1 protein-coding gene is annotated in these 254 nt (G+C 52.4%); it reads right to left on the reverse strand.

Translation table 11 applies throughout. The features are described from left to right. The coding region (locus HBA93_RS22180) for a TonB-dependent receptor domain-containing protein (RefSeq protein ID WP_221724680.1) at nucleotides 1–254 on the reverse strand (254 nt) is incomplete at both ends.

The raw sequence follows: 254 nt of genomic DNA on the forward strand, positions 1-254 counted from the left end.
CCCTGAATGGAAGCCACATCATATTCAAGCCCCATCTTGGCCATGAAAGATGGTGTGCCCGGTGCCTTATTGCCTCTTTCAGCAAGATTGGCCGTGTCTTTCAGCTTGGCATCAATATAGGAAATACCGCCGAGCATCCGCAGGCCGGAAGCCAGTTCGCCATAGACGGAGAGTTCCACACCACGATTGCGCTGTTCGCCATTGGCACCGAACAGATTGGTTACCGGATCAACATAAGCATTCGGCTTGCTGAT

The sequence above is a fragment of the Ochrobactrum sp. SFR4 genome (genome assembly GCF_019730395.1).
Taxonomy (GTDB): Bacteria; Pseudomonadota; Alphaproteobacteria; order Rhizobiales; family Rhizobiaceae; genus Pseudochrobactrum.